The sequence below is a fragment of the Mesorhizobium sp. WSM4906 genome (assembly GCF_029674625.1).
GTDB lineage: Bacteria > Pseudomonadota > Alphaproteobacteria > Rhizobiales > Rhizobiaceae > Mesorhizobium.
Genome location: NZ_CP121355.1, coordinates 4,082,853 through 4,101,030 on the forward strand (window position 1 = coordinate 4,082,853; position 18,178 = coordinate 4,101,030).

The 18,178-nt window shown below is 64.2% G+C and carries 18 protein-coding genes; 11 read left to right on the forward strand and 7 right to left on the reverse strand.

All coding sequences use genetic code 11. The annotated features are described in order from the left end of the window. Position 1 precedes the first annotated feature (1 nt). The 5 genes from QAZ22_RS19485 to QAZ22_RS19505 are packed head-to-tail and all read left to right on the forward strand — an operon-like array spanning position 2 to position 4,904. Positions 2 to 1,252: a VWA domain-containing protein gene (locus QAZ22_RS19485; RefSeq protein ID WP_278202347.1), complete on the forward strand. Its 1,251-nt coding sequence runs from the start codon at positions 2 to 4 to the stop codon at positions 1,250 to 1,252. A 60-nt stretch (positions 1,253 to 1,312) separates the two neighbouring features. Then, positions 1,313 to 1,651 carry an XdhC family protein gene (locus QAZ22_RS19490; RefSeq protein WP_042644561.1) on the forward strand — a complete coding sequence of 113 codons (339 nt, stop codon included), beginning with the start codon at positions 1,313 to 1,315 and terminating at the stop codon, positions 1,649 to 1,651. A 6-nt stretch (positions 1,652 to 1,657) separates the two neighbouring features. Then, positions 1,658 to 2,362 (forward strand): XdhC family protein, encoded by a 705-nt coding sequence (locus tag QAZ22_RS19495; protein WP_278202348.1) that lies wholly within the window; start codon positions 1,658 to 1,660, stop codon positions 2,360 to 2,362. After that, positions 2,359 to 3,981, forward strand: a complete 1,623-nt coding sequence (locus QAZ22_RS19500; protein WP_278202349.1) for a molybdopterin-binding/glycosyltransferase family 2 protein — start codon at positions 2,359 to 2,361, stop codon at positions 3,979 to 3,981. Before QAZ22_RS19495 ends, QAZ22_RS19500 begins: the two co-directional genes overlap by 4 nt. Positions 3,982 to 4,013: 32 nt before the next feature. Then, positions 4,014 to 4,904: an alpha/beta hydrolase gene (locus QAZ22_RS19505; RefSeq protein ID WP_278202350.1), complete on the forward strand. Its 891-nt coding sequence runs from the start codon at positions 4,014 to 4,016 to the stop codon at positions 4,902 to 4,904. A gap of 114 nt (positions 4,905 to 5,018) precedes the next feature. Here QAZ22_RS19505 and QAZ22_RS19510 read toward each other — a convergent pair whose 3' ends face one another. Then, entirely contained in the window at positions 5,019 to 6,068 is a 1,050-nt protein-coding gene (locus QAZ22_RS19510; RefSeq protein WP_278202351.1) for a DUF1176 domain-containing protein, read from the reverse strand. A gap of 143 nt (positions 6,069 to 6,211) precedes the next feature. Here QAZ22_RS19510 and QAZ22_RS19515 point away from each other — a divergent pair, with 143 nt between their 5' ends. Beyond that, positions 6,212 to 6,715, forward strand: coding sequence for a DUF1993 family protein (locus QAZ22_RS19515; RefSeq protein ID WP_278202352.1), 504 nt, complete (start codon positions 6,212 to 6,214; stop codon positions 6,713 to 6,715). Positions 6,716 to 6,817: 102 nt separating this feature from the next. Here QAZ22_RS19515 and QAZ22_RS32215 read toward each other — a convergent pair whose 3' ends face one another. Beyond that, positions 6,818 to 6,982, reverse strand: a complete 165-nt coding sequence (locus QAZ22_RS32215; RefSeq protein ID WP_082954041.1) for a DUF1127 domain-containing protein — start codon at positions 6,980 to 6,982, stop codon at positions 6,818 to 6,820. Positions 6,983 to 7,373: 391 nt separating this feature from the next. Between QAZ22_RS32215 and QAZ22_RS19525 the strand changes: the two genes are divergently transcribed. The 5 genes from QAZ22_RS19525 to QAZ22_RS19545 all read left to right on the forward strand — a co-directional run bounded on the left by QAZ22_RS19525 (position 7,374) and on the right by QAZ22_RS19545 (position 13,067). After that, positions 7,374 to 7,832, forward strand: a complete 459-nt coding sequence (locus QAZ22_RS19525) for a hypothetical protein (protein ID WP_278074101.1) — start codon at positions 7,374 to 7,376, stop codon at positions 7,830 to 7,832. A gap of 304 nt (positions 7,833 to 8,136) precedes the next feature. Then, positions 8,137 to 9,063 (forward strand): IS110 family transposase, encoded by a 927-nt coding sequence (locus QAZ22_RS19530; protein WP_278202354.1) that lies wholly within the window; start codon positions 8,137 to 8,139, stop codon positions 9,061 to 9,063. Between the two features lie 211 nt (positions 9,064 to 9,274). Beyond that, positions 9,275 to 10,297, forward strand: coding sequence for an IS110 family transposase (locus tag QAZ22_RS19535; protein ID WP_278201928.1), 1,023 nt, complete (start codon positions 9,275 to 9,277; stop codon positions 10,295 to 10,297). Between the two features lie 377 nt (positions 10,298 to 10,674). Next, positions 10,675 to 11,742: an aldo/keto reductase gene (locus QAZ22_RS19540; protein WP_278202355.1), complete on the forward strand. Its 1,068-nt coding sequence runs from the start codon at positions 10,675 to 10,677 to the stop codon at positions 11,740 to 11,742. Between the two features lie 56 nt (positions 11,743 to 11,798). Then, positions 11,799 to 13,067, forward strand: a complete 1,269-nt coding sequence (locus QAZ22_RS19545) for a cysteine desulfurase-like protein (protein WP_278202356.1) — start codon at positions 11,799 to 11,801, stop codon at positions 13,065 to 13,067. Positions 13,068 to 13,071: 4 nt separating this feature from the next. On the opposite strand, the gene QAZ22_RS19550 is transcribed toward QAZ22_RS19545, so the two are convergent. From QAZ22_RS19550 to QAZ22_RS19570, 5 genes are read right to left on the reverse strand one after another with little or no spacing between them, the layout of a single operon-like run. Beyond that, positions 13,072 to 14,100: a histone deacetylase family protein gene (locus QAZ22_RS19550; protein ID WP_278202357.1), complete on the reverse strand. Its 1,029-nt coding sequence runs from the start codon at positions 14,098 to 14,100 to the stop codon at positions 13,072 to 13,074. Next, entirely contained in the window at positions 14,097 to 14,612 is a 516-nt protein-coding gene (locus tag QAZ22_RS19555) for a GNAT family N-acetyltransferase (RefSeq protein ID WP_278202358.1), read from the reverse strand. The genes QAZ22_RS19550 and QAZ22_RS19555 overlap by 4 nt, the downstream gene beginning before the upstream one ends. Before the next feature lie 3 nt (positions 14,613 to 14,615). Then, positions 14,616 to 15,125, reverse strand: coding sequence for a DUF523 domain-containing protein (locus tag QAZ22_RS19560; protein ID WP_278202359.1), 510 nt, complete (start codon positions 15,123 to 15,125; stop codon positions 14,616 to 14,618). Between the two features lie 24 nt (positions 15,126 to 15,149). Then, complete coding sequence (locus QAZ22_RS19565; protein WP_278202360.1) at positions 15,150 to 16,517, reverse strand: aspartate aminotransferase family protein; 1,368 nt, start codon at positions 16,515 to 16,517, stop codon at positions 15,150 to 15,152. Beyond that, on the reverse strand, positions 16,518 to 18,167 hold the full coding sequence (locus QAZ22_RS19570) for a N,N-dimethylformamidase beta subunit family domain-containing protein (RefSeq protein ID WP_278202361.1): 1,650 nt from the start codon (positions 18,165 to 18,167) through the stop codon (positions 16,518 to 16,520). Positions 18,168 to 18,178: the final 11 nt, after the last annotated feature.

Here is an 18,178-nt window from a genome sequence, read left to right on the forward strand (position 1 = left end):
CATGCCATCACCGCGCCCGGAACCCAGAGAGGCGCTTGCTGACGGGCATATCGCCGACAACATCGTCTATTTCGCGCGGGCGCTTCGCAAGGCCGGCATGCGCGTCGGTCCGGCCTCGGTCAAGGACGCCATCGAGGCGGTGCTCGCCGCCGGCATCGGCTCGCGCGACGATTTCTACTGGACGCTGCATGCGGTGCTGGTTTCGCGGCACGAGGATCATCCCGTCTTCGACGAGGCCTTCCGCCTGTTCTGGAAGTCACGCGAGCTGATCGAGAAGCTGCTGGCGATGTTTTCGCCCGTCGCGCCGGACGATCGCGAAAAACAAAAGCCGCGCGCGGGCGAGAACCGCGTCAGCCAGGCGATGTTCGAAGGCCATCACAAGAACCAGCCGGCGCGGGAAGTGCCCGAGATCGAGGTCGACGCACGCTTCACCTTCTCCGGCAACGAGGTGCTGCGCGGCAGGGATTTTGCGCAGATGGATGCGGCCGAACTGGCCGAGGCGAAAAAGGCGATCGCGGCCTTGCGGCTGCCCTTCGATCTGGTGCGCACGCGGCGTTTCAAGCCTGACGCGCAAGGACGCCGGATCGATCCGCGCGCCATGATGCGTTCGGCCGCGCGGACAGGCGGCGCGCTGATCTTGCCGAAATTCCGATCGCCGCGCGAAGTGCATCCGCCGCTGGTCGTGCTTGCCGATATTTCCGGCTCGATGAGCCAGTACACACGCATCTTTCTCCACTTCCTGCACGCGCTGACGGAAAAGCGCCGGCGCGTGCACGCCTTCGTATTCGGCACGCGGCTGACGAACCTGACCCGCCAGATGCGCCATCGCGATCCCGACGAGGCACTAGCCGAATGCTCGACGGCCGTGAAGGACTGGTCCGGCGGCACCCGCATCGGCGACGCGCTCGCCGAGTTCAATCGGCTGTGGTCGCGCCGCGTACTCGGGCAGGGCGCCGTGGTGTTGCTGATCACCGATGGGCTGGAGCGCGACGACGTCACCGGCCTGTCGGAGGAGATGGAGCGGCTGCACAAATCCTGCCGACGGCTGATTTGGCTCAATCCGCTCTTGCGCTTCGACGGGTTCGAGGCGCGCGCCCGCGGCGTGAAGGCGATGCTGCCGCATGTCGACGAGTTCCGCGCGGTGCATAATCTCGACGCGTTGGCCGATCTTTGCGCCTCGCTCGACCGGCGGCCGACGGCTTCGGTCGATCCGCGCCGCTGGCTGCAGACTGGCGGGAGGCGCGCGGCTTAGCCATATGTTGGTGGGGAGCATGCGTTCCTCGGGAAAAACAGACTTTGCGAGAAAGCGACGATGGACGAGAGCATTTATCTCGATGAGGCCCGCGATCCTCTGATCATCGCGGAAGGCTGGATGAAGGACGGCAAGGATGTCGCCATCGCAACCGTGGTCGAGACCTGGGGTTCGGCGCCGCGCCCTGTCGGCAGCCATCTGGTCATCGACGCCGAGGGGAATTTCCATGGTTCCGTCTCCGGAGGCTGTGTCGAGGGCGCCGTGGTGACCGAGGCGATCGACGTCATCGGCTCGGGCAAGGCCAGGATGCTAGAGTTCGGAGTTGCCGACGAAACCGCCTGGCAGGTCGGGCTCTCCTGCGGTGGCCGCATCAAGGTCTATGTCGAGCGCCTAGGCTGATCATTTATGGATCCGTACGTTCTCAAAACGTTGAACGAGGAGCGCCGCGCCCGGCGCGCCGCAGTGCTGGTCACCGATCTCGGCGACGGTCGCGACCGCATCGTGCGCGAGGGCGACCCCGTCGCTGGCGAGCTCGGGGCGGCGATCGCCAGCGCGTTCCGAACCGGCAATTCGAGGTCGGTGGAGGCGGAAGGGCGGACCTTCTTTCTCAATGCGCATCTGCCGCGCCCACGGCTGGTGGTGATCGGCGCCGTGCATATCAGCCAGGCGCTGGCGCCGATGGCCAGGATTGCCGGCTATCCGGTCGAGATCGTCGATCCGCGCACGGCCTTCGCCACACCCGAACGCTTTCCCGACGTGGCACTGCATGCCGAATGGCCCGAGGACGTGCTGAAGCGCCAGCCGCTCGACAGCTACACCGCGCTCGCCGCCGTCACTCACGATCCGAAGATCGACGATTTCGCGCTGAAGGCGGCGCTCGACGCCAGATGCTTCTATGTCGGTGCGCTGGGCAGCAGGAAGACCCACGCCAAGCGGATCGAGCGCCTGCTGACGCTCGGCGCCAGCGCCGAACAGATCGCCCGCATCCACGCGCCGATCGGTCTCGACATCGGCGCGGCGAGCCCGGCCGAGATTGCCGTCGCGGTGCTGGCACAGACCATCCATGCCTTCCGCTCGCGCGGCCTGGAAAGCAAAGGCGCCGTGGCGTGAAGTTTGGTCCGGTTCCGATCGAGCAGGCCGAAGGCGCGGTGCTCGCGCATGCAACCGCGGCCGGCGAACGCCGGTTCCGCAAGGCACATCGATTGAGCGGCGAGGATGTCGCGGCGCTGAAGGCGGCTGGCGTCAGGGAAGTCGTGGCAGCCGTGCTTGCTTCCGACGATCTCGGCGAGGATGCCGCTGCCGAAAAAATCGCGGCAGGGATGAGCCATCGCAATGTCGAGGTGAAGCCCGCCGCGACCGGACGGGTGAACCTGCATGCCGAAACCGCCGGCGTCTTCACTGTCGATGCCAAGGTGATCGACGCGATCAATGCAGTTGATCCGGCGATTACCGTCGCCACGCTGGCGCAGCATGCGCCGGTCGAGAATGGTCAGATGGTGGCAACGGTGAAGATCATTCCCTTCGCCGTCGCCGCCAACCTCGTCGATGCGGTGATCAAGATCTGCGCCGGCGGCGAAATCTTTGCCGTCAACGCCTATCGTCCGATCAATGTCGGAGTCGTCCAGACGACGCTGCCCGGCGTGAAGCCGAGCGTGCTCGACAAGACCCTGCGCGTCACCGAGGCGCGGCTGGCGCGCTCCGGCGGCCGGCTGACGGCGGAGCGGCGCACGCCGCATGAGGTCGCGCCCGTCGCGGAAGCCGCGGCCGCGCTGGCCCGCGACAACGACATGGTGGTGATCTTCGGCGCCTCGGCCATGAGCGATTTTGCCGACGTCGTGCCGGCGGCGATCGAGCGCGCGGGAGGTAGCGTGATCCGCGCGGGCATGCCGGTCGATCCCGGCAATCTGCTGGTGCTCGGAACGCTGGGCGGCAAGCGCGTCATCGGCGCGCCCGGCTGCGCGCGCAGCCCCAAGGAGAACGGCTTCGACTGGGTGCTGGACCGGCTGATTGCCGGACTGGATGTCACGGCCCGCGACATTGCCGGCATGGGCGTCGGCGGCCTGCTGATGGAAATCCCGACCAGGCCGCAGCCGCGCGAGCCGTTGCCGGCCCCACAGTCGGCAAGCGCGGAGCCCAAAGTCGACATCGTGCTTCTCGCCGCTGGCCGTTCGAGCCGCATGGGCGGGCCGAACAAGCTTCTGGCGCTGTTCGACGGCAAGCCGCTGGTGCGCCGCACCGCGGAGCGCGCGCTGCGGTCGAAAGCCGCCAGCACCATCGTGGTCACCGGGCATCAGCGCGAGCGCGTGCGCTCGGCGCTCTTGGGTCTCAAGGTCACGCTGGCCGACAATCCGGACTTTGCCGAGGGTCTCGCTTCGTCGTTGAAGGCTGGTATCGCGCGGGTCGCGCCCGACGCCGCCGGCGCCATGATCGTGCTCGGCGACATGCCGGGTGTCTCGTCGAAGGACCTCGACAGCCTGATCGACGCGTTTCGCCGTTCAGGCGGCCGCGCCGTGGTGCGTGCCGCGCATCAAGGCAAACGCGGCAATCCGGTGCTGCTGCCGCGTCCGCTGTTTCCGGCTATCGCGCATCTCGAGGGCGATACCGGCGCGCGCCATCTGGTCGAGGCCGAGGGTCTGGACGTCATCGATGTCGAGATCGGGCAGGGCGCTGCGATCGACGTCGACACGCGCGAGGCGTTGGAAGGGGCAGGCGGCGTCCTGCAGGATTGACAAACCGAAGCCGAAGCACGCATGGCTGAGGAATGGCCTTCCGCTTGCGATCCTTCCTTACTCTGGTCACCGCAACAGCTCTTTCCCTCTCGGCCGCCGAGGGACAGACGCTCACGCTGAGACCCTTCAAGGACGACCTCTTCGCCTATCCGGCGACGCTGTCGAGCGGCGACAACGGCGCCTACACGGTGCTCGACTATCGCGAGACGCGCGACATCAACCAGCGCGATGAGGTGCCGGAAAGGCGTGTGCATGCGCAATATACCGATCCCGGCGTGCGCAAGGTGCAGCAGGATCTGATGCTGAAGACCGATGCCGGGGACGTCAGGCATGTCGCGGTCGGCAAGACGGAAGGGGCGGCCATCATCGTGCTCTACCTGCACGGGCAGGGCGGCAGCCGCAAGCAGGGCGTCGACGACTTCACCTTCGGCGGCAATTTCAATCGCATCAAGAATCTGATGGCCGACAATGGCGGCCTCTACCTCTCGCCGGATTTTCCCGATTTCGGCGACAAGGGCGCCGCGCAAGTGGCAGCACTGATCGATCACTATGCCGAGACATCGCCCGGCGCGAAGATTTTCGTGGCCTGCGGCTCGATGGGCGGCATGCTCTGCTGGAAGCTGGCCGCGAGCAAGGAAACGGGTGGGCGCATCAACGGCCTGTTGCTGCTCGGTTCACTCTGGGACGAAAGCTTTTTGACCAGCCCCGCCTTCAAGCGCCGGGTGCCGGTGTTCTTCGGCCAGGGCAGCCATGATGTGGTGTTCGACGTGGCGAAGCAGGAAGCATTCTTCCGCTCGATCCTCGCCAAGTCGAAGACCTATCCGACCCGCTTCGTGCGTTTCGAAACCGGCACGCACGGGACGCCGATCCGCATGGTCGACTGGCGCGGCACGCTCAATTGGATGCTGACGAAAGCACCTTAGGGTCTGTCGATATTCAGGTGAGGCCGGCCTGCAAATGGCGGCTTCCTGCGCTTCCGGTGCTCACGTACTTCAGTACGCTCCGCTCCGGTTCTCAACAGACCCCGACCGCCCTAATCAAGGCGGGGTGTTGTAGTCCAGGACGGTCTCGGGATTGATCTCGCCGTCATAGGAGGCGTCGACATCATACTGCACCAGCGAGAAATTGCCGTTGCGGAACAGATAGGTACCGGTCGATGAAGCGTCGCCGACGCCGCGCCATTTGTTCATGGACGTGATCGTCTTGGTCTTGTCATCGTAGTCGGAATTGACCAGCTGATCGTCGGTCTGGAAGCCGATAATGTGGATCCCCTCGACCTTGCCTTCGCTGTTGTTGTTCTCATAGCGGATGTCGAGTTCCGGCGCTGCGAATTGCAGCTGCCTGACGCCGGAAACGTCGTCATGGATGTAGTAGACCGCGCTCTCATTGTAGGCGGCCGTCGAGCAGAAGAAACGGAAGAGCCGCGTCTCGCGCTCCGGTTCGTCGGCCCCGGCGTCCTTGTCCTTGTAGTGGATGGAGTAGGCGTCCGGCTCGCCGACCGGTTTGCCTTCCGGAGTCTCCTTGTCACACTGTTCGCCGTAGGCGGCGAGGAACGCCTTCTTGGCTTGTTCCAGTGCTTCATCCTTCTTCGGAGGTGGCGGGCCGTTGCCGCAGCCGGCCGGCACGGCATCTTCGAAATCCGAAGTCGACGGCTTGAGCGCGCCCTTGTCGATGAAGATCGGCTGGAACGGCGGCTCCTGGATCTGCGCATTGACCTGCCGCAGGGTGTAGCAGCCGGCAAAGACCTTGGCCTCCCCCTTCTTGTCGGTCGCCTGGATGGCGACGGGCACGCTGTAGTAGATGCTGCCGGCGGCACCCTCGTCCGATACCGCGCCGGTCTTGACCTCGACCGTGTCGGTGTTGTCGTAGCCCTTGACGAAAGCACTGAAATCTTTTGCCGGCTTGGTATCCCCGAAATAACCCCAGGCGCGGGCAAATTCATGCCGGCCGATGGCGCTGTAGAGCGAGCGGACGACTGCCTCTGCGCTGGATCTGTCGTCGATATAGGGCGCTTCGGCGGCGAGTGCCGACCGGCCGATGCCGACAAGGGAGAACAAGGCAGTCGCTGCGAGAAGGACACGTCTCATCGGGAATCTCCGCTCGATAACGAAAATACTACCACGGCGATTGCGGCGAGGCGGTGACGCGGGGGCAGGGCTGCTTGAAGAATCGAGCCAGGAAGCGCTAGCTCACGGCCCGCGGCGCTGAGGCCGCCTGGGAGATTACTAACGTGACCATATCCATGTACGATTTTTCCGTGCCTGTCTTTTCGGCCCGGCTGAAGGCGCTGGCCAGCGTGCTCTCGCTGGCCGAGCAGAACGCGGCCGACCGCAAGATCGACCCGCAAGTGTTCCTGACCGCCAGGCTGGCGCCCGACATGTTCGCGCTGACCCGGCAGGTGCAGATCGCAACCGACCACGCCAAGGGCGCGCCGTCGCGGCTCGCCGGCCGCGAAGTGCCGAAATACGAGGACAATGAGTCAAGCTTCGAGGAGTTGCACGCCCGAATCGCCAAGACGCTCGATCATCTGGCGACATTCTCGGCCGCCGATCTGGACGGGTCGGAGGAGCGGACGATCGAACTCAGGCTTGCCGGCCGCGAGGTGTCGTTGAGCGGGCTGCAATATCTGCTGCACGCCGCCATGCCGAACTTCTACTTCCACATCACCACGGCCTACGACATCCTGCGGCACAATGGCGTGCCGCTTGGTAAGTCGATTTTCCTGGGACGCTAGGCCCAAGGGTTTCCCGGCGCGGCCGGGAAACCCTCCTTATTTTGGTTTCGCAACCCGGACGGAAAAGCCCAGCGGGCTTTTCCGGGTTGATCCGGCGCCGGATCAGCGTATCGACATTTCGCGGGCGATACGCGGAAAATCGGCTGGCTTGATGCCGATATCGGCGCGGTCGGCATTGCTCATCGCGTTCAGAAGCGCGAGCGCCGAGCGATAACGCTGCTGTTCCTGCGGCCGCGGCCGCGCGAACATTTCGGTGAAGAACCCCATATCCCAGGCCCCTAGTTTGCCCTCCACACTGGCAGAATATAGGTGATTTGTTAAAATTGTGCAGTGCAGCAATTGCATGGCAGCCATGCCTGGCGAGCTTTTTTCGCCACAATCGATTTTTTTTGAAACTTTAGCCGAAGCTCGATCGTACGCCCCGTGCTGGCACATGGCCGGCTTTTTCCTCGCCACTCCTGGCGATCTTGCCGGGCTGCACGAAAATGCAGCCCGGCCTTTTGCTTGCGGCCGACGTTTGGAGCGGAATGCCCACAATTGTTAACACCGTTGGCATTCATTTTTAACGACAGCGATCTAAGGTCGGCAACGACAGTGAATACTGTCGCGACAGAGGGAGGCCGAGATCGGCACCGGGAACAAGCTCGATTTCGCTTCGTTGCTCGACGACCTCATCACCGCTTCCGAGAAGGGCGACGATGGAGGCGCCCGGCCATCCATTCCGTTCGACTATCTGTCGGTAGCGGACGAGCTCCACTCCGGCCGCATCAAGGTTGCGGGCGAAAGCGTGGCCACCGAATATCGTGAGGCCGGCGCCGATCTTGCCGCCGAGTTCGCCGCGCTTCTCGACCAGGCCAAGCTGTCGCTTGCCGATGAAGAGCACCGGCCGGAAGAAGACCTGCCGCCGATCGATCCCGAATCGATTGCCGGCGAGCTCGGCCTCGACCGCCCTGGCAAGAATGCCGATTTCGGCCGCATGCGCCGCAACTTCGCCTTCGCCAACCATCCGGACCGTGTCGCCCCGCATCTGCGCCAGCGCGCCATGATCCGCATGCAGGTGGCCAACATGCTGATCGACGAGGCCAAGCGACGCGCGCTGGCCGGCGCCAGGCGGTAGTTCCCTCCATCAGAGACTTCAACTGTTCGCTTCGGCGACCCATCGCAAGCCATCGAGATTGGCTGGAGCCTCTCCAATATTCGTCATCCTTGGGCGTAGCGACGCGAAGCGGAGTGCAGACCCAAGGATCCTGTGTGTTGGTTCCGGTGTATGGTTGAAGTGGGAAGGAGGCCGAGTGGATCCTGGTCGTCCTTTCGGACAGGCCGCGGCATGGCCCGGTCCCTTCCCACCGGTGAACCATCAACCTGAACAGTTGCACGGGGCTGTTCCAAGCAGACCCCGCACCACAGGAAGAGGCGTGGACATGATAGTGCAGAACTATGTCGGCTGCGACATCTCCAAGCAGTGGCTAGACTTTTTTGACGAGGCAAGCGGCCGTTTTCGGCGCATCGACAACCAGGCTGAGGCGATCGCTGCCTATGTGGCAGGCCTTCGTCCCGGCCAAGACTTCGTCGTCATGGAGGCGACAGGCGTGCATGACCGGCTGCTGCGCCACGCGCTGGCCAAGGCCGGCGTGCCGTTCTCGCGGCACAATCCGGCCCATACCCACCACTATGCCAAGTCGACGAGACGGCGCGCCAAGACCGATCGTCTCGACGCCAGGATGCTGAGCGACTATGGCCGTCGCTATCAGCCGGCGGCCGAGCCGGCGCCGTGTGAACAAAACGAGCAGCTTCAATCGCTTGCCCGCTACCGCGACCATCTGGTCGAGATGCGGGCAACGCTGAAGAAGCACCTCGCTGAGGCCTTCGACGAGATTGTCATTGCCGACCTTGAAGAAACGATTGCCGCCTTCGACACACGCATCCATGCGCTCGAGAGCCGGATCGCCAACGTTATTCGTCAAACCGAGGACACCGCCCGCGATTACACGCTGATGATCTCCGTGCCGGGTGTCTCCAAGGTCGGCGCGCTCTCGCTCCTGGCGCACCTGCCCGAGCTCGGCCAGCGTTCACCCAAGGCGATCGCCGCACTCGCCGGCCTTGCCCCGTTCGACAACAAGAGTGGCAAGCTCAACCGCAGGAGCCAGATCCAGGGCGGGCGATCACGCGTGCGCCGCGCCCTCTATATGGCAGCCCTCACGGCCATCCGAACCTGCGACCGGTTCAAGTCCTTCTACAGCGCACTTGCCGCCCGATCAGGCTCCAAGAAACTCGCCATCATCGCCGTCGCAAGGAAGCTCTTGGTCGTCCTCAACGCTATCATGCGCGACAAAACCACATTCGCATGAACACAGTTGCCATGCCGTGACTTGGAAGCGCTGCTACTGTTCAGAATTTTGCTCCGTTGCGGTCCTTGGCGAAGGTAACGGCATGGATTCTAGGGTCTGCGCGCGTCGCTTCGCTCCTTGCTCCGCCCTAGAATGATGGGTGGACGGCCCCTTGCGGCATCGAATGTGCCAAACTGGTCGTGTTGGAACCCAGCGGAGGAGACCGTCCGTCATGCAAGCTATCAGATTTGGAATCGATTTGGCCAAGAACGTGTTTCAGGTGCACGGCGTGGATGCAGCCGGGCAGGTGGTGGTGCAGCGCCAGCTGCGGCGCGCGCAGGTGGAGAAGTTCTTCGCCGCGCAGCCGCCGGCGCTGATCGGCATGGAGGCGTGCGGCTCGGCCCATCATTGGGCCCGCACGCTGAGCGCGCTCGGCCACGAGGTCAAGCTGATGCCGCCGGCCTATGTGAAGCCCTATGTTGCGCGCAACAAGAACGATGCCCGCGATGCGCAAGGCTGTTGCGAAGCGGTGAGCCGGCCCGACATGCGCTTCGTGCCGATCAAGACGGTCGAACAGCAATGGGCCCGAGCGCTGCATCGCACACGTGACCTTCTGGTGCGCCAGCGCACGCAACTGGCCAACGCCATGCGTGGGCAGCTCTATGAGATGGGTCTGATAGGTGCCAAGGGGGCCGCAGGCATCGAGGCCCTGCTGCAGCGCATCGAGGCAGCCGATGAAGCCATTCCCGCGGCGCTGTTGATCTGTCTGGCGCCTCTGGCCGGGCAATGGCGGGCGCTGGATGGCGAGATCGGCAAGCTGGACAAGCAGATCCTGGCTCAGGTCAGGCAGCAGCGAGCGGCCTTGCGGCTGACGACGATCCCGAGCGTCGGCCCGATCATCGCGCATGCAGCCGTCGCCACCATCGGCGATGGCCGCCAGTTCGCTTCGGCCAGGGACTTCGCCGCCTGGCTGGGCCTGACCCGCAAGAGCCATGACACCGGCGGCAAGCACAGCTTGACGGGCCATATCAGCCGCGCCGGCGACAGGGACCTGCGAAGGCTGCTCATTCTGGGCGCCAGTTCCTGGTTGCGCCAGGTCAGGGCCAAACCCGACAAGGGCTCACCCTGGGTTCGCGGCCTGCTGGCCAGGCGGCCGGTCAAGGTCGCCGTCGTCGCCCAGGCGGCCAAGACCGCCCGCATCATCTGGGCAATGCTGCAATCGGGACAGGAATACAGGGCGCCGACTGCGGCATAAACGCAAATCGAGGCCCTCAACAAGCGTAAGGAGCAAAAAGCAGCACGGCAAAATGGTCAGGACCTGGGTCGAGACACTCCGCCTTCGTCATCGCGATACAAAGCGCGCTAGAATGATTGGAACTCGATCCGCGTAACCCTTGCGGGCCAGCGGTCTTCGAAATCGACCGCACTAAAGGCCGAATACATGACCGCTCCAGACCTGCGCCGTCGTTGCCATTTTGCCTCTTGCCCAAAAGGGGCCGTCCATACATGACGAACTGATAGATGCTTCGGCCAATCTCGAAACTGGGCGACTTTGCAAAACGCAAGCGTTTTGCTCTATGTTCAACCTCCTCTTCGCGCAGCCCGCGCAACACCTCCCGCCGGAGACATTCCATGCACAAACGCCGCCTCGGTCGGACCGACCTCCTTGTTTCGCAAATCTGCCTGGGCTCGATGACCTGGGGCCAGCAGAACACCGAGGCCGAAGGCCATGCGCAGATGGACCTGGCTTTCTCCTACGGCGTGAATTTCATCGACACCGCCGAGCTTTACCCGATTCCGCCAAAGGCCGAGACGCAAGGGCGGACCGAGAGGATCATCGGCAGTTGGATGAAGGCGAAGGGAAACCGTGACAAGGTCATCCTTGCCTCGAAAGTGGTCGGCCGCACCGCCAATGCCTGGTTCCGCGGCGACCGTCCGTCGAAGCTGGTGCGCGCCGATATCTTGGACGCGATCGAGAAGTCGTTGGCCAAACTCGGCACCGATTATATCGACCTCTACCAGATTCACTGGCCGGACCGAGATATTCCGTGGGGCTCGAACCCGACACGCGTCGGCGCGGTGGCACGGCGGGCCGACGCTGCCGACGCGCCGGCAGGCGAGACGCCGATTGCCGAGACGCTCGCCGTCTTTGACGAACTGGTGAAGGCCGGCAAGATCCGCCATCTCGGCCTGTCGAACGAGAGTTCCTGGGGCGTCATGCGCTTCCTCGCGGAGTCCGACAAGGGCATCGGCCCGCGCGTAGCCTCGCTGCAGAACGCCTATAATCTCGTCAACCGCACCTTCGAGGTGAACCTGGCCGAGGTCTGCGAGCGCGAGCAGGTGTCCATGCTTGCCTATTCGCCGCTCGCGCAGGGCTACCTCACCGGCAAATACGACCACGGCGCGCGCCCACTCGGCTCGCGTTCGCAACTCTTCAACCGTGGACAGCGCTACGAGACGCCGAATGCCGCGGAAGTGCTGCTCGAATACAATGAGCTGGCACGCTCCTTCGGCATGGAGCCGGCGCTCTTCGCCAATGCCTATGTGTCGGGCCGGCCGTTCGTGACCGCCAACATCGTCGGCGCAACAACCGTCGCGCAGCTCGACACGGCGCTGTCCTCCGCCGAGGTCAGGTGGACGGAGGAGATGCAGAAGGCGGTCGACGCCATCCACCAGCGCGTCGGCAATCCCTGCCCGTGACCGGAAATCATTGAGAAAAAGACAAGAAATCATGGGGGAACAGGCGGATGGAGACGATGGCAGATTTTCCGATCGGGGCCGTGCGTGAACGATTTCCGGCACTTTCGCTGACCGACAGAGGTCGCCGCCGTATCTATCTCGACAATCCGGCCGGCACGCAGGTGCCGCAGGCAGTGGCGGACGCGGTGTCGCGCTGCCTGCTGACGACCAACGCCAATCTCGGCGGGTTCTTCGAAACGACGGTCGCGGCGCAGCAAGTGGTCGACGACGCGCATGCGGCGATGGCCGATTTCCTCGGTGCGGCAAGTGTCGAGGAGATCGTCATCGGCGCCAACATGACGACGCTGACCTATCATATGTCGCGCACGCTCGGCCGCATGATGAAGCCGGGCGACGAGATCATCCTCACCCGCATGGACCATGAGGGCAATGTCTCGCCCTGGCTGCAGCTTGCCGAGGATCTTGGTTTCGTCGTGCGATTCCTGCCGTTCGACGAGCAGAGCTGGCAGGTCGAGGAAGTGGCTCTTCAGGCGCTGCTGTCGGACAAGACGCGGCTGGTGGCACTCAATTATGCCTCGAACCTCACCGGCTCGATCAACCGGGTGAAGGCGCTGACGGCGATCGCCAAGCAGGCCGGCGCATTGGTCTATGTCGATGCCGTCCAGTTCGCGCCGCACGGGCTGATCGACGTGCAGGCGCTCGGCTGCGATTTCCTGGTCTGCTCGGCCTACAAGTTCTTCGGGCCGCATATAGGCATATTGTGGGGCCGCCGCGCCGTCATCGATACGCTGAAGCCCTATAAATGCCGCTGCTCGTCCAACGGCCTGCCGGAGCGGTTCGAACTCGGCACGCCGCAGATCGAGCTGATGGCGGGCCTCACCGCCGCTGTCGACCACTTCGCCGATCTCGGTGCCGCGGCGGGCGAGGACGGCTCGCGGCGGCAACAGATCGCGAGGGCCTTCGAGATGTCGGTCGCCTACGAGAATGCGCTCGCCCGGCAGTTGATCGAAGGCCTGGCCGACATCGATGGCCTGACCATCCGAGGCATCACCGATCCCGAACGCTTCAGCGAACGCGTACCGACAGTCTCTTTTACGGTCGACGGTGTCGCGCCGGAGACGATGGTGCGGCAGATGAATGCCGAAAACATCTTCCTGTGGTCGGGCCACAACTATGCGTGGGAGATCGTCCACCAGCTCGGCATCCCGCCGGAGCAGGGCGTCGTGCGCATCGGCATCGCGCACTACAACACGGCGGCCGAGATCGCCGAGACGCTGGACAGCGTGCATCGTGTGATCGCGATGCTGAGGCAGCAGCGCAGTTAGAGAACTATCGCTGCTTGCCGCCGAAGCCGGTCAGGAAAGCGGTGAGATTGTCACCGAGCGCATCGCAGAGATAGCCGCCTTCCTGGACAATGACCGTCGGCAGGCCGAGCCCGGCAATCGCCTCGCCGATACGCGAGAAGCCGGGCGTCGTCACCGACAGCCCGCCGAACGGATCGCCTTCGAAAGCATCGAGCCCGAGCGCCACCACCAGCGCCTCCGGCGCGAAGGCGCGGATGCGCCGGAAAGCCGTCGCCAGTGCTTCGAGGAACGCCGCGTCGCCGGATTTGCGCGGCAGCGGCAAGTTGAGATTGTAGCCGAGGCCTGCGCCTTCGCCGCGCTCGTCGGCATGGCCCCAGAAGAAGGGGTAAAAGCGCACCGGATCGGCATGCAGCGAGACCGTCAGTATGTCGGGCCGGGCGTAGAAGATGCCTTGTGTGCCGTTGCCGTGATGCAGGTCGACATCGAGGATGGCGACCCGCGCCGCTTGCCTGCGCAGCGCCTGCGCCGCCACCGCCGAATTGTTGATGAAGCAGAAACCGCCGGCGACATCGGCGAAGGCATGGTGACCCGGCGGGCGGCAGAGCGCATAGGCCGACGTCGCGCAGGCCATGACGGCTTCGGCCGCCTCCACCGCGCTCCAGGCGCTCCACAACGCGCTGTTCCAGGTCTCGGCCGAAATCGGGCAGGCGGTATCGGCCATATGATAGCCGGCCTGACCGACTGCCGAGGCCGGGTAGGAACCGTTGCGGGCGATCGGATGGATGTTGGGGATGACTTCGGCGGAAGCGCCTTCGATGCGCTGCCAGCGAGTGAAAATGTGCTCGAGGAAGTCGAGATATTCCGGCGTGTGTACCGCCGCGATCGGGCCGAGGCCATATTCTTGGGGCCGCTCGACCGTCAAACCAGCCGATCTTGCGCCGGCTAGCAATCTTTCGACCCGTTCCGGCTTTTCCGGATTGGGCTGGGGAGCGCCGCTGGAAAGGAAGGCCTTTGGGTCGTGGCGCTTCTGCTCCTCGGCATGGAAGGCTTTCATCGTTCTTCCTCCGGCGCGTCGGCAAAGGCGAAGAAGGCCTCGCCGACGATCTTCTGCACCTGCTCGTAGCTCGACCAACCGATGCCGAGCTTTTCATAGAAGGTCTTGGCGGTCTCATTGTCCGTGTCGACGGAGAGCCTCAAATAGACGCCGCCTGCAGCGCGGCACTCCTTGGCCACCCGCCGCAGCAGTTTCTCGCCGATGCGTCGGCCGCGAAAGCGGTCCTCGACATAGAGGTCCTGCACGAAGACGCCGGGCCGGCCCATCCAGGTCGAGAAGATCGGGAAATGCAGGCAGAGCCCGGCGAACTCGCCGTCGACCTCGGCGATCAGGGTCGAGAAGGCGGGCTTGTCGCCGAAACCATAGCGGCGCAGATCGTCAGCCGTCGAAGTGATTTCCTGGTGCGCGCCGATGTGGGTGCCAAGGCGCAGCAGGGCGGCGTGGATGGTTTCGACGTCGTCGATGGTGCCGGTGCGGAGCAGAATGTCGGTGGCCTGGATGTGCTGCCGCATCGGTCAGTCCGCATGTCCGCCGGCGTTGGAGCCGGTCAACAGATCGTCAAGCTCGCCGATCCTGTCTTCGGAAAAGACACGGATACCGTTTTCCTCGAGCAGCGCGGCGGTCGTGCCTTGGCCAGCCATGCTGGCCCCTGAAAAGCTCCCGTCATAGATAAAACTGCTGCCGCATGACGGGCTGCCGTCCGTCAATACGGCATAGCGGCATCCGGTTTCCCGGGCGAGGTCGAGTGCCAGTTGCCCGGCTTCGCGGTAAAGGTGGGTGACATCGCTGCCGGTTTGCTCGATCACTCTGCCGTGGCCCAGCAGGACCGCATGGCCGTCGCCCGCGGCCTGGATTTCCGCAGGCGGACGCGGCGTCGAAAAACCTGCCGCAACCTCTGGACAGATCTGCACGATCCGGCCTTCCGACTGCCACCGCACCAGTACGGGATGGTGATCGAGCCGAAACGAGCCGTTGTAGCGCACCTTGCTTCCGAGCAGGCAGGCCGAGACAAGCACTCTCTCCATATCGGCACCTCCCTCGGCGAGGGCTCAGTGATTGACCGGCAGGTCAAGTTCGGCGGCAAGTGCCTCCAGCGTGTCGCCAAGCACAGCGATAATCTCGCCGATCTGTTTGCGGGTTGTGATCAAAGGCGGGCAGACCATGAAATTATCACTCACCGGCCCGCCGCGCACGCGCCGCGAGTAGATGATGAGTCCACGCTCGAAGGCAAGATCGATGAGCCGCAAATTGGCGTTGAGATTTTGTGGCAATGGCCTCCTGGCCAAGGGGTCGGCGTAGAGTTCCGCACCCATGAACAGGCCCTTGCCCCGCACGTCGGCAATGAAGGGAAAGCGACCGGAGAGGACTTCAAGCTCGTTCCTCAGCACCTCGCCCATGGCAGCGGAATTCTCTATCAAGCCGAGGCGGTCGACTTCGCTGAGAACAGCAAGGCCCGCAGCGCAGGCAACAGGGTTGCCGCCATATGTATGGCCGTGAAGGAACCCGCCCTTCTCAACCACCGGCCCGACGATCCTCTGTGTCGCGGCAAGCGCGCCAAGCGGCGCGTAGCCCGAACTCAACCCTTTCGACAGCGCGACGATATCCGGCCGGCAGGACCAGTGATCGCCGCCCAGGAATTTGCCGGTGCGTCCGATGCCAGTCATCACCTCGTCGTGGATGAGCAGGATGCCGTAGCGATCGCAGATTTCGCGGATCCGCGGAAAATAGCTGTCGGGCGGAACCAGTGCCGCGGTCGCAGCGCCGCCGATCGGCTCCATAATGAAAGCGAGCACGCTTTCCGGCCCTTCCTCCAAGATCTTTTCTTCCAGCATATTGGCGTAGCGGATCCCTCGCTGTTCCATCGACAGATTGTCGTGGTCGCGATGAACAAGCGGGGCCGGCACCAAAGGCATTGGCCGCCCGACCGGGTCGAATGTCTTGGTAAGGATATCATCGCCAGTGACGGCAAGCGTACCGAGCGTGATGCCATGATAGGAGGGCATACGTCCGATGATTTTCCAGCGTTTGTCCTGACCGGTTGCAACGGCCCATTGCCGCGCGAGCTTGATGCAGGCCTCGACTGCCTCGGAGCCGCCCGATACGAAATAGATACGGTCGAGCCCGTTCGGAAGTCGAGCGGCGAGCCCCCGCGCAAGTTCGATGGCCTGTTCGTTCTCAAATTGGAAGATGTAGGCGAAGCTGACACGGTCCAGCTGCTGCTTCATCGCATCGATAACGTGGCGATTGCCGTGACCAACATTGACGTTGACCGCGCCGCTCGATCCGTCGATGTAGCGACGGCCGCTCTTATCCCACAGATAGATGCCGTCAGCGCGGTCCACGATTGGCTGGGGCCGCCGCGTGAAATGGAACAGATTCGGTCGGCGGTCGGTTTCGACGGACTGCACAGCGCTCATTCACCCTCTCTTGTCTCGGCCAAGGTAGCGGTCGAGAACATTTTTGGTCACGCGTTCGACCATAGCATCCCGCCTTAGCAGGCCGGCGACCCACTCGCAGCTTCCGGCGTGGAAGACCTCGCCCTTGCCGCGCGGGAAATTGACGATCATGCCGTTGCCGCGCTTGACCTTGTCGAGATTGGCGTCGCTCGCCTCGCCGAACAAAGTCTCGGCGGTGAAGCGGCCGTCCTCGTCGGTGAGGAACTGGTCCTCGATCGGGATGTCGGCGCTTTCCTCGACCTGGCTCGCCATGCCGACGGCGAGCACCTGTAAGCCGTCCGGCGCGCCGCTCTCAGCGGTCGGGTAGGGCAGGCCGCCGCGGATCTCGAAGTCCAGCCCGTCGACCTCATAGCCATAGACGTGGCTGTCGGCGCCGAGCAGGTCGCCATAATAGATGCCGGTGCCGGCGAAGGCCCAGTGCTCCGGCCGATAGACCGGGAAGCCGCGCACGCCGCGCGGCGCGCAGCCGCCCCAGCCGGCATAGACGCCGCGCGTTGCATTGAGGCCGAAGGTGGCGCTGCCCGGACGGCCGATCTCCGGCGCTTCCCAGGAGTTGGTGGCGCGGGTGACATCGCCGTCGCGATAGGCGGGATCCTCGGCGCGGGCGCGGTACTTGTAGCAGACTTGCCGGCGGCCCTCGTCCTCCAGCCTGGTCTGCCACATGAAATTGCCGGCGAAACGGGCAGCACGACCGCCGCGCTCGACATAAGCGTCGACCGCGTCGCGCATCTCCCAGGTCCAGTATTCGTCGTGGCCGACGAACGCGACGCAGTCATAGCCGTCGAGGATCTCCGGCGAGAAATGCAGCTCGTGCTGGCTGGCGAGATCGACCGCATAGCCGGCGCGCTCGGCGAAGCGGAAGAAATGGCTGTCGTAGCTCGCCCAGCCGGAAGAGGCGTATTTCTTCGAATGTCCTGTGGCGAAGGCCCATTCCATATGCGGATAGCGCGGCACGGTTCTCGGCGGCACCGCGACCTCCAGCGGCACGCGTGGCGCTTCCTTCGGCAGCACGACGAAGCCGCGGCACCAGGGGCGCTGCGTGGAGACCATCGTGGCATACAGGTCGCGATTCGGGCCGGTGATGCCCTGATAATGGTTCGAACCGCCCCAGGTATTGTAGGCCATCCAGGTGCCGGTCGCCGCGACCTGCAGCAGGCGGCCAGGCTTGCGGCCGGGCAGGGGTGCGACGATGAAGAGGTGGTGGCTGTGTATCGGCTCGCCGTCACGGCCTTCCGCCGAGAGCGTCACGCGATAGGCGCCTGACGGCCAGTCGTCGCCGACGCTGAGCTCGAACGAAGCCTCCCAGCCGCAGCCTTCGACCGAGCATTGGTCGGGCGTATCCTGCCAGCGCGCCGACAGGCCCGTTCCCTCAAAGACCTTGGTCTCGTCTCCACCATCGCGGACGACAACGATGTCGAACCGCGGCGACGTCGAGCTGACGAACAGCGTCACCGTCTCGCCCGGTCGATAGGAAAATCGGTCGCTGTAGCCCCAGATCTCGGCGCTCGCGCCGTCCATTCCCGGCCACTCGTAATAGTGGCCGCGCACGGCCTCGCGGCGCTGCTCGGGCGTCAGCCCGAAATCGGGAAATTCGGCGGGCAACTGCGTCAAGAAGCACCTGA

Coding starts and splice junctions, on each gene's coding strand:
- QAZ22_RS19485 (WP_278202347.1), top strand. CDS start 2: ATGCCATCACCGCGCCCGGAACCCAGAGAGGCGCTTGCTGACGGGCAT.
- QAZ22_RS19490 (WP_042644561.1), top strand. CDS start 1,313: ATGGACGAGAGCATTTATCTCGATGAGGCCCGCGATCCTCTGATCATC.
- QAZ22_RS19495 (WP_278202348.1), top strand. CDS start 1,658: ATGGATCCGTACGTTCTCAAAACGTTGAACGAGGAGCGCCGCGCCCGG.
- QAZ22_RS19505 (WP_278202350.1), top strand. CDS start 4,014: ATGGCCTTCCGCTTGCGATCCTTCCTTACTCTGGTCACCGCAACAGCT.
- QAZ22_RS19510 (WP_278202351.1), bottom strand. CDS start 6,068: ATGAGACGTGTCCTTCTCGCAGCGACTGCCTTGTTCTCCCTTGTCGGC.
- QAZ22_RS32215 (WP_082954041.1), bottom strand. CDS start 6,982: ATGGGGTTCTTCACCGAAATGTTCGCGCGGCCGCGGCCGCAGGAACAG.
- QAZ22_RS19530 (WP_278202354.1), top strand. CDS start 8,137: ATGATAGTGCAGAACTATGTCGGCTGCGACATCTCCAAGCAGTGGCTA.
- QAZ22_RS19535 (WP_278201928.1), top strand. CDS start 9,275: ATGCAAGCTATCAGATTTGGAATCGATTTGGCCAAGAACGTGTTTCAG.
- QAZ22_RS19540 (WP_278202355.1), top strand. CDS start 10,675: ATGCACAAACGCCGCCTCGGTCGGACCGACCTCCTTGTTTCGCAAATC.
- QAZ22_RS19545 (WP_278202356.1), top strand. CDS start 11,799: ATGGCAGATTTTCCGATCGGGGCCGTGCGTGAACGATTTCCGGCACTT.
- QAZ22_RS19550 (WP_278202357.1), bottom strand. CDS start 14,100: ATGAAAGCCTTCCATGCCGAGGAGCAGAAGCGCCACGACCCAAAGGCC.
- QAZ22_RS19555 (WP_278202358.1), bottom strand. CDS start 14,612: ATGCGGCAGCACATCCAGGCCACCGACATTCTGCTCCGCACCGGCACC.
- QAZ22_RS19560 (WP_278202359.1), bottom strand. CDS start 15,125: ATGGAGAGAGTGCTTGTCTCGGCCTGCCTGCTCGGAAGCAAGGTGCGC.
- QAZ22_RS19565 (WP_278202360.1), bottom strand. CDS start 16,517: ATGAGCGCTGTGCAGTCCGTCGAAACCGACCGCCGACCGAATCTGTTC.